Origin of the sequence: Baia soyae, assembly GCF_004341445.1 — a bacterium.
Lineage (GTDB): Bacteria > Bacillota > Bacilli > Thermoactinomycetales > Thermoactinomycetaceae > Baia > Baia soyae.
This window is the reverse complement of the sequence record NZ_SLXV01000065.1, coordinates 1-8,464: the sequence shown is the minus strand read 5'-3', so window position 1 is coordinate 8,464 and position 8,464 is coordinate 1. Positions and strand designations below refer to the sequence as shown.

The window sequence follows — 8,464 nt, the reverse complement described above, 5'->3', positions numbered from 1 at the left end:
AGATAAAACTAAAAGGTATGAGTCCAGTTCAATACCGAACACATACCCTGCAGGTTATTTAAACTTTTGTGTCTAACTTTTTGGGTTCACTTCAGTAACGGCGTCTTTATTTTGCATTGTTCACTCATCCATCGAAATGATTACTTTTCCTTGAGCGTGTCCTTCTTCCAAATATGCGATCGCTTCTGGAAGCTTGCTTAGTGGATAGATCCGATCGATCACAGGTACAATTTCCCCAGCCTCCAAATAATAACTCATTTCCATCAAATCTTTTTTACTGGGCTTCACTAGCAAATTCCCCATCTGTCTCTTTCCAGACATCGACACAAGTGGACCTAATAGCATAGCCTGAAACATCTGGGCTTCTGTTCCTCCCGTCATCACATATGCGCCATGTGGATGGAGAGCTCGTTTATAAGCAGAAATCGGATGGTACCCATTTGCTTTGCACAGCAAACGTTCCCACACCACCAGAGGCGCCATTTATTAAAACCTTTTGTCCAGTCCGAATCTTCCCCTTATCACGAAGGGCCTGAAGGGCTGTAACCCCTGCCGTAGGTATCGCTGCCGCTTTTGCAAATGATACACTAATTGGTTTTAATGCAAGTTCACTCTCAGGAACACACACATACTCTGCAAACGCTCCAAAGCCACAACGTGACAGATCACCAAACACTTCATCTCCCGGCTTTAATTCCTTCACTTCACTCCCTACACTCTCAACCGTTCCTGCTACATCCATTCCCAGTATCTTATATTTCGGTTTCATCAAGCCAATCCCCAAGCGAACAATAAAAGGATTCGCCCTTAAAAGATGCCAATCCCCCGCATTTACAGAAGCCGCACGAACCTTTATTAACACCTCATTCTTCTTAGGAGTTGGCTTGTCTACCTCTTCTAACCGAAGAACATCAGGTGGACCGTACTGCGTACATATCATAGCTTTCATTTAGGTTCCTCCAGTCATGGTAGAGAGAGTTATATAAGGATATGATTATTCAGGGTTGTTTTTAGATAGAATGCAGACTTTAAAAACAGTATATGAGTTTACAATCTCTTACTAAAAAAGGTAAATGTAAAAATTTTCCCTCTATTAAAATTTGTAATAATCGAATAAAATTAGAAACAAGGTGAGAAGAGCACTTATTACATAAGAAATAGAAAAGCTCAAATGAGGTGGTTTTTATTACAAAGGAGTTAATTCAATATTGGAAAGGAAACATTGATGAAAGTGGATTTCTAGATATTGAGGAAAAATATATCAAGTCACTTGCCCAAATTACTTATGATGAAATGGTAGAAGGAAAAATCAATGATCCATCTGTTCGGCAAAAAATTACTGGGAATGCGGATGCAAAAGATGTGTTCATCTGTCCTGCCCTATATACAACAAAGAGTCGCAATTCCAGTATAAAGCCAAAGTATCACATTTGGTTAGTCATACCGGCCGAGATTACTTACGATGGAAGGATACAAGCTAAAAACAAACCTCCTTTTATTCCACGTAAATACCTACGTCCATCATCACAAAAATGTACGATCAGTGATGTGGATACAGTGAATCAATACTGGTCAGATCATCCTTTTCAAAATGAACAGTCCAAATCATGGGAAAGCGTTTTAAAAGAAAGTGAACATTTCTTCGACCATGTTCTTGATAACCCAATTTCTTCTTTCCACTTACTCCCGTATAAAAAAGTGAAGGAGAAGGTCTTAATCTTAGATGGTACCAAATCCTCAAATAGTGGTTCTGTCTATAATGTCAAAAAATTCTATGAAAAAATGCTAGATAAATCGTTTTATAAAAATGCATTGAAACCACTTGCTCAGCAATATATCCAAATAGAAGAGCCTACAGAAGACAAGCAGTTAACAGACTCTATCACATACTCCGTAAAACATTTGGGACAAATGAGCACAGAACATGGCCTAACTATTTCTCAGAGAGAAGCATTACACCATTTTCTGGCCTTGCAAAATGGAGAACTCTTATCCATAGAAGGCCCTCCCGGCACAGGTAAAACCACACTATTACAGAGTGTAATTGCTTCATTATGGGTTAACTCTGCCTATCAACAACAAGCTACTCCCAGTACCATTCTAGCATCTGGATCTACTAATCTATCCATTACCAACATTTTAGATATGTTTCAAAGAATATCATTTCCATCTGATTTACCCTCTCATTCATTATTCGATCGGGCGGAACAACTAACAGAACGATGGATTCCTAATGTGAACAGCCTCGGTACCTTCTGTGCTGCAGAATCAAAACGCAATTATAACTATCAACTACTCTTGCGTGACAAGCAAAAATTCGAATTTGTCAACTGGCCTAACTTGCTTCAATTAGATCAAAGTAAAATAGACGAATGGGAGCAACATTTTTTAGCTCGTACATCCCTATATTTTAACCGTAAGATCACCTACATAGAAAGGGCAAGAGCAACACTCCATGATGCCCTTAGACAAGCAGTGCGAATGATCGAAGAAAATCTGCAAGAAAAGATTGATTACCAACTCCTATTTACTAAACGAGATAAGCTCTTTGCAGAGTATCACGCGACTTCGTTTGATGAAGTAATTCAACCGCTTAGCCAACGGGCAAACAGTCACAAACAACAAGTTCAGACGGTTGAAACTGCTAGGCGGGAACTCTATCATCGGATTAGTAACCGTAACCCTCTAGTTGTATGGTGCTCCAAGATCCCTATTCTAGGAAAGTATATAACAAAGGGGTGGAGTGAAGAAAATCAATACCTTCTCCAAAAACAACTACCTGATACTGCTTTTCATTCTTATGAGGAGACTATTTTAAAAACAGAACTAGAGAGGCTGGAGCAAGACTATCAATCACAACTACGATTATCAGAAGAAGATCTGTTGAATGTTCAAACACTTCAACAACAGTGGCATCGAAATGAGACAACTCGTACAAACAACCAAGAACGATGGGCAAATCTCTCTATTCCAGATACACTTGCTGAAGCAGAGGCTTTTTTTGATAAAACCTATCGTGTACTTGCTTTCCTATTAGCTACACACTACTGGGAAGCCCGTTTTATTGAAACAGCAAAACAACGAGTACAAAGTGAGCAACCATTTAAAAATCTACGTCAATTTTATGCAGAAGTTGCTATGTTAACACCATGCCTCATCTCCACTTTACATTCAGCACCCAAATTCTTCAACGAAAACTACCAGTATTTACACGAATTTGCTGATTTACTTATTATTGATGAAGCGAGTCAAGTATTACCTGAGCTTGCTTTCCCAGTGTTTGCATTAGCTAAAAAAGCTTTAGTAGTTGGCGACACCAATCAATTGCCTCCTATTTCTAATTTAACCGCTGATCAAGATAACATCAGTTTACAAGAGTCAGGCCTTTTAGAGATCACGCCTCATGTGGACCATCTACATGTCTGCTCCAAATCAAATGTAATGAAATTAGCAAACCGATTGACTCGTTATGTAAATGTTCAAGAAAAGCCCTTTATGTTACAGGAACATTTTCGTTGCCATCCTAAAATCGCTCAATCCTTCAACCATGTTTATTACCACAACAAGCTACATGTTAAGACCCGTAAAAAAAACGAGTACCACTTATTGCCCATGGCTTTTCTTCATGTAGAAGGACATGAAGAACCTACTGGCTCCAGCCGCATCAATCACAATGAAGCTGCCACGATCGCCCTATGGGTTGACCATTTTTTCAAACAGAACAAGCTCAGCATTTCTACAAATCACCAGACACTTGCTATCCTCACACCTTTCAGCGCACAAGCAAATTTGATCTCTTCTTATCTAAAAGAAATTAAGTTTAACGTAGATTGCATTAAGGTTGGAACGGTTCATTCATTACAAGGGGCAGAGTACGAGGTTGTCCTATTTTCACCAACCTACTCCACATCTACTTCCGAGCATTTCTTTGACCGTCAACAGTATGTTTTAAATGTCGCTATTTCTAGAGCAAAGCAGTCCTTTATCATCTTCGGCAACAAAAGCCATTTTGGCACCCACTCTGAAACACCGTCAGGTAAACTGCTTCCATTTTTTGAAGATGGAACAGAAAAAATTTGGTTACCTGATGACATGGAAGTGATGATGCTAACTGAACAAAGAACTGAAAAATTGAAACAGTACATTCGAGAAGGAAAAGTGGAATACACGAAGATCGAAATAGCTGGGAATGTCACTGGGGGAATCGTAGGCGGAACAGTTAACAACACCACCATCCACAATAAATAGGAGGAGTTTTTTTATGGCAAATATTCGTATTAACGGAAACGTTACAGGCGGTATTGTGGGTAATCAAGTGAACAATGTACAGATCACAAATAACAGTCCAGGAACCGAAAATCAAATGGTGGAAAAGTACATTGAAGAGATTAAAACCAACTTTGAACAATACCTTATCAAGATCGCTACCACCGAGATGAATCAAGAGGAAAAGAATAGTATCATTAGGGCTTTACAAGACATTAGAGAACAAATTAGTCAACCCCAACTCGATCGAGAGAAAATTAAACAGTCCGGGGTAGTACTAGAAAAATCAAGTTTTGTTGCCTCCATTTGTGGTGCTGTCTTCTCTTTGTTACAGCTGTTTAAATAAGGTTGTTTATCCACAAAAAAGTTGTTCCAGTCATCAGGAACAACTTTTTTTGTGTAAATGTCAATAAAAACGACTTAAAGATTAGATATGTCGTGTCTACGGTGAAGAATCATAATAATATGTGTTATTTCTTACTTAGATATGGTAGTAGGGAAATATACTTATTAATAGGAGGTGATTTGCATATCTGATAAATTAATTCGCAAAACAAAAGGACACGAACTAGTGATAGAAGGTATTATAAATGCACCGCGTGAACTCGTGTTCAAAGTAGTAACCGAGCCCGATCATATAAAACACTGGTGGACCCCCGAAAATGTAGAACTTATCATTTGCGAAACAGATTTCCGTACAGGTGGTATACTCCACTTCTACTTGAAAACGATTGATCCTAATCCGGATTTTTTCTGCAAAAGCAAATTAGAAAAAAGAATGCTGGATAAAAAAATATGGGGTAAAGCAGTCTACCAAGAAATCATAAAACCTGAGAAAATTGTCCGCACTGATTTTTTCTCTGATGCTGAAGGAAATAGAAAATATAGAATGTTGTCAAGTAAAACCATTACTACTCTTGTAGAAGACGAAGGTAAAACGAAATTCGTTATTAAGTTTCAATATACTTCCCCACTGGGTTGGTTATTGCTACGAACCAATATTACAAAGAAACAGATTACTGAATCTGGGGATCGCCTTGTAAAATATATTGGATCTCTTCAACAATAATCTATTTCCTATTACAAAAAAGAGGAGATGACGTAAATGAATAAAGCAAAAAAATTAATTATAACAGGAATTGCCGCAGCAACATTAGTTCTTCCCTTTCCAACATTGCTTCTACTGCCTCTTTTGTAGATAAGAATGATCCGATTTTTGAATCATCAACAACAAATTCTGAGTCCAGAGGGAATACGCCAATGGGAACTCCTGACGATGGTGCAGAGTGGGCTCAAGTTGGAAAAGATTTAAATAGATGCTTGCATGATCCAGATAAAAGCCTTATTTGCACAGTTGGGAAGGCTATCGGAGGCGCTGCTAAAGATGTATATGATTGGATGACAGCAGGTAAACCGTGTCGGCCTAGCCGCTCAGGTATGGGGGACTGCTAGAGAAGTTTTCCACACAAAGATTGGATTTGAGAATAAAACCCTTACTAAGCTAAAAAAGAATACCCGAACATCAAAAAAACGCTATTCTTTTCAGTATACAACCTGGGAGAATAGCGTTTTTTTGATCAGCAGTCATACAAAATGCCTTTTTTAGCATTCCTCTTCACCATATCAAAGAGCACCTGCATGCGACATAGCCTGTCTATTTTATTAGGTATTTTTATTAGGTATTTTTATTAGCTAATTTGTTCCTATTAAATTCACTACTTTTCTCTCTTTTTATTTTCCTAGCAATTTTAGCACCCATTTTGATAGATGGGATTTCAATAAAATGGTAAGAAAGGCTAGCAAATAATAATGCGAGCACAAAACTTAACAATAAAATTGGACTAGTTGGTATCAAATTAGCTAATAAATGTACCATAAATAGAGCAATTGGAAGATGTACTAAATAAAGACTATACGAAATCTCACCCATATATTGAATGGGTGCCCATTTTAAGACGTTTGTTACTCTTATAGAAGCTAAACTGATACTAATGAATATGACCGACCCTATAGCTGTAAACCAATCATCCATCATATACATATGAGCTGAAGGAGTATTGTAAAATAGAAAGCTATACGAATAGAAGCAAACAGCTAGTAATAAAAGAAATCCCTTAAATAATGTATTTCTCTCTTTTAACCAATGAACAATAGTCTGGTAGTGTTTAGCCAATATCGCTCCTATCATAAAGATTCCAGTATAATGAATGGTATAATCTAAACGTGCCAAGTCTACCATAATCGAAAGAAATACAGCCAAACAAATGATATACTTCCAATTAACTCGTAATACAATCATCATAATGAATGGAAAAATAATCGAAATTCTCAATTCATGAATAAGTGACCAAATAACAGGGTTGAACTGATTTATATCATAACTATTTCCAATGAATAAAACATGATCCAAGATGTCTTGCATGCTTATTTCCGTACCCCATTGACGTTTAACAAAGCCACTACTTCCCTGTACTACATCACCAACAAAAGGGATTGCTAATAAGAAAGCAAAAGCTAATGTTATTATGTACGGAACATATATTCTGAAAAAACGCTTTATAATATATGGAATATACTGCAATTTAAAACTCTCTCGATAATAGGGTAAAGCTAATACAAAACCACTTAACACAAAAAATAAAATGACTGCTCCATGTCCATCGAAAAAAATATGTAATGGACTATACTTAACTATATTCAACCAAAAAAAATCCGCATTTTGACTCGTGTTTGGTTCAACATATGGATAGACATAGAGCAGATGACTAAAAACCACTGTCAAAGCAGCCAAACCACGCAACGAATCTAATTGTACTAAGTGCCGTTTCATTTAATGACTCCTAACCAATATTATAAGGGGCTAAGGTATTTTTCTTTTTATAGTACCTTCTAGTTATTTATCGTTATCAAGCGCTTGCGACAGCCCGTGACCACTATTTTGCTATTGTCTGAGAGGGGGTCGCAGTTCAAAAAGATGTCCCAAACAACTATAACATATATCTTTTTTTCAATCCATGCTACTCTCTTTTATCGAACACACATTTGCATATAATAACGAAATCGAATATAGGTTCGCTTAATAGGGGTTGAGGAAATGAACATTTCCACTCCGCACGAGAAAGAGTTTATCTTTAAAGGGTATTGGTCGATTGCATTTGTTCTGCGATGCTTTTAATGCATTCATTTCTTTTCATTAGAAATTTTTTCATATAATTCTCCAAGAACAATCGATCTGCCAGGTTGCCTAAGTATCCGAGTGGGGAAGTATAATCGAAATGATCCAACATGAGTGTGCCATTTTCTTGTTTCATAAAGCGATGCTCATGTCGAAACCGTTTAAATGCACCACTCACCATTTCATCTACAAAGTAAGTAGGGGCATCAAGCTCAGTAATCTTGACAGTGAGACGCTGTTTGATGCCAAAATGCACAGCTACCCAAGTAACAGTTTGGTTGAGTTCAATCAAACCACTTGTAACACCTGCAATCGCACGTTCGTGAGTATGAGCGGTTGATTCCATGTGCACATCGATGGAGCGTGCTAAGTCAAAGCAAACTTGGATAGGAGCATTGATGTAGAGCTCTGTTTTGATGATGGGCATATTTTTCACTCACTTTTATTGATGTATGGTAAAAATATAATATGGATTTTTGGGAATCCAGTTTCTCTCCGAGCAAATAGAGAAATTACTGGAACATCGTTGACGACAAATAGCTTCGAAAAATGTTATTCAATGATAACTAAACGTCCAATGTTTGCAATACCAGTCCACAAAAAAACAAAAAAACCTTGATTTCTCAAGGATTTACGTGGTGGGCAGTACTAGGATCGAACTAGCGACCTCTTCCGTGTCAGGGGTGGGTTGAGCTAGTAGGTTTAACAAAATCAGATATTATGCCACAAAACTACTCTATGGACTCAAAACAATCGTATTCAATTTCTTTCATTGTAATACGTCCATTAGGCAATTGCAACCATCCTATTGTGTATGTACCTTGATAAGCATCTTCAATATATAACGTGGTACAGGAAGGAAATTATAACCTTTTATTTTAATAAAATAAAAAACTCCTCTTGAATACCAAAAGGAGTAGGAGGTTATAATGAAGTGAACCCAAAAAGTTAGACACGAAGTTTTAAGCAATCTGCAGGGTATGTGTTCGGTATTGAACCGGACTCATGCCCTTTAGTTTTATC

8 protein-coding genes and 1 tRNA gene are annotated in these 8,464 nt (G+C 37.4%); 4 read left to right on the top strand and 5 right to left on the bottom strand.

Annotated features, from left to right (window positions below; genetic code table 11):
• Positions 1 to 120 precede the first annotated feature (120 nt).
• Both EDD57_RS15060 and EDD57_RS15055 read right to left on the bottom strand, forming a co-directional pair.
• Complete coding sequence (locus EDD57_RS15060) at positions 121 to 381, bottom strand: zinc-binding dehydrogenase (RefSeq protein WP_341539673.1); 261 nt, start codon at positions 379 to 381, stop codon at positions 121 to 123.
• A 31-nt stretch (positions 382 to 412) separates the two neighbouring features.
• Positions 413 to 949 carry an NAD(P)-dependent alcohol dehydrogenase gene (locus EDD57_RS15055; RefSeq protein ID WP_341539672.1) on the bottom strand — a complete coding sequence of 179 codons (537 nt, stop codon included), beginning with the start codon at positions 947 to 949 and terminating at the stop codon, positions 413 to 415.
• A gap of 227 nt (positions 950 to 1,176) precedes the next feature.
• Here EDD57_RS15055 and EDD57_RS13795 point away from each other — a divergent pair, with 227 nt between their 5' ends.
• The 4 genes from EDD57_RS13795 (at position 1,177) to EDD57_RS13780 (ending at position 5,718) form a co-directional block, all read left to right on the top strand.
• Positions 1,177 to 4,248 (top strand): AAA domain-containing protein, encoded by a 3,072-nt coding sequence (locus tag EDD57_RS13795; RefSeq protein ID WP_131849997.1) that lies wholly within the window; start codon positions 1,177 to 1,179, stop codon positions 4,246 to 4,248.
• A 13-nt stretch (positions 4,249 to 4,261) separates the two neighbouring features.
• A complete protein-coding gene (locus tag EDD57_RS13790) occupies positions 4,262 to 4,612 on the top strand; it encodes a hypothetical protein (RefSeq protein WP_131849996.1) in 351 nt (116 codons plus the stop codon).
• 225 nt (positions 4,613 to 4,837) lie between these two features.
• The gene (locus EDD57_RS13785; RefSeq protein ID WP_165873843.1) at positions 4,838 to 5,335 is read left to right on the top strand and encodes an SRPBCC family protein; all 498 of its coding nucleotides are present in this window, start codon (positions 4,838 to 4,840) and stop codon (positions 5,333 to 5,335) included.
• A 191-nt stretch (positions 5,336 to 5,526) separates the two neighbouring features.
• Positions 5,527 to 5,718, top strand: coding sequence for a hypothetical protein (locus EDD57_RS13780; RefSeq protein WP_131849994.1), 192 nt, complete (start codon positions 5,527 to 5,529; stop codon positions 5,716 to 5,718).
• Between the two features lie 223 nt (positions 5,719 to 5,941).
• Here the strand turns inward: EDD57_RS13780 and EDD57_RS13775 are convergent, their stop codons facing one another.
• From EDD57_RS13775 to EDD57_RS14545, 3 genes are all read right to left on the bottom strand, one after another.
• Complete coding sequence (locus EDD57_RS13775) at positions 5,942 to 7,096, bottom strand: acyltransferase family protein (RefSeq protein ID WP_131849993.1); 1,155 nt, start codon at positions 7,094 to 7,096, stop codon at positions 5,942 to 5,944.
• 301 nt (positions 7,097 to 7,397) lie between these two features.
• Positions 7,398 to 7,868, bottom strand: coding sequence for an SRPBCC family protein (locus EDD57_RS13770; protein WP_131849992.1), 471 nt, complete (start codon positions 7,866 to 7,868; stop codon positions 7,398 to 7,400).
• 209 nt (positions 7,869 to 8,077) lie between these two features.
• Positions 8,078 to 8,174 (bottom strand) — tRNA-Val (locus EDD57_RS14545).
• Positions 8,175 to 8,464 lie beyond the last annotated feature (290 nt).

What these genes read in the sequence shown, in the direction of transcription:
- EDD57_RS13770 (WP_131849992.1), bottom strand. Translation starts at nt 7,868, where the DNA reads ATGCCCATCATCAAAACAGAGCTCTACATCAATGCTCCTATCCAAGTT.
- EDD57_RS13775 (WP_131849993.1), bottom strand. Translation starts at nt 7,096, where the DNA reads ATGAAACGGCACTTAGTACAATTAGATTCGTTGCGTGGTTTGGCTGCT.
- EDD57_RS15055 (WP_341539672.1), bottom strand. Translation starts at nt 949, where the DNA reads ATGAAAGCTATGATATGTACGCAGTACGGTCCACCTGATGTTCTTCGG.
- EDD57_RS13780 (WP_131849994.1), top strand. Translation starts at nt 5,527, where the DNA reads ATGGGAACTCCTGACGATGGTGCAGAGTGGGCTCAAGTTGGAAAAGAT.
- EDD57_RS15060 (WP_341539673.1), bottom strand. Translation starts at nt 381, where the DNA reads ATGACGGGAGGAACAGAAGCCCAGATGTTTCAGGCTATGCTATTAGGT.
- EDD57_RS13790 (WP_131849996.1), top strand. Translation starts at nt 4,262, where the DNA reads ATGGCAAATATTCGTATTAACGGAAACGTTACAGGCGGTATTGTGGGT.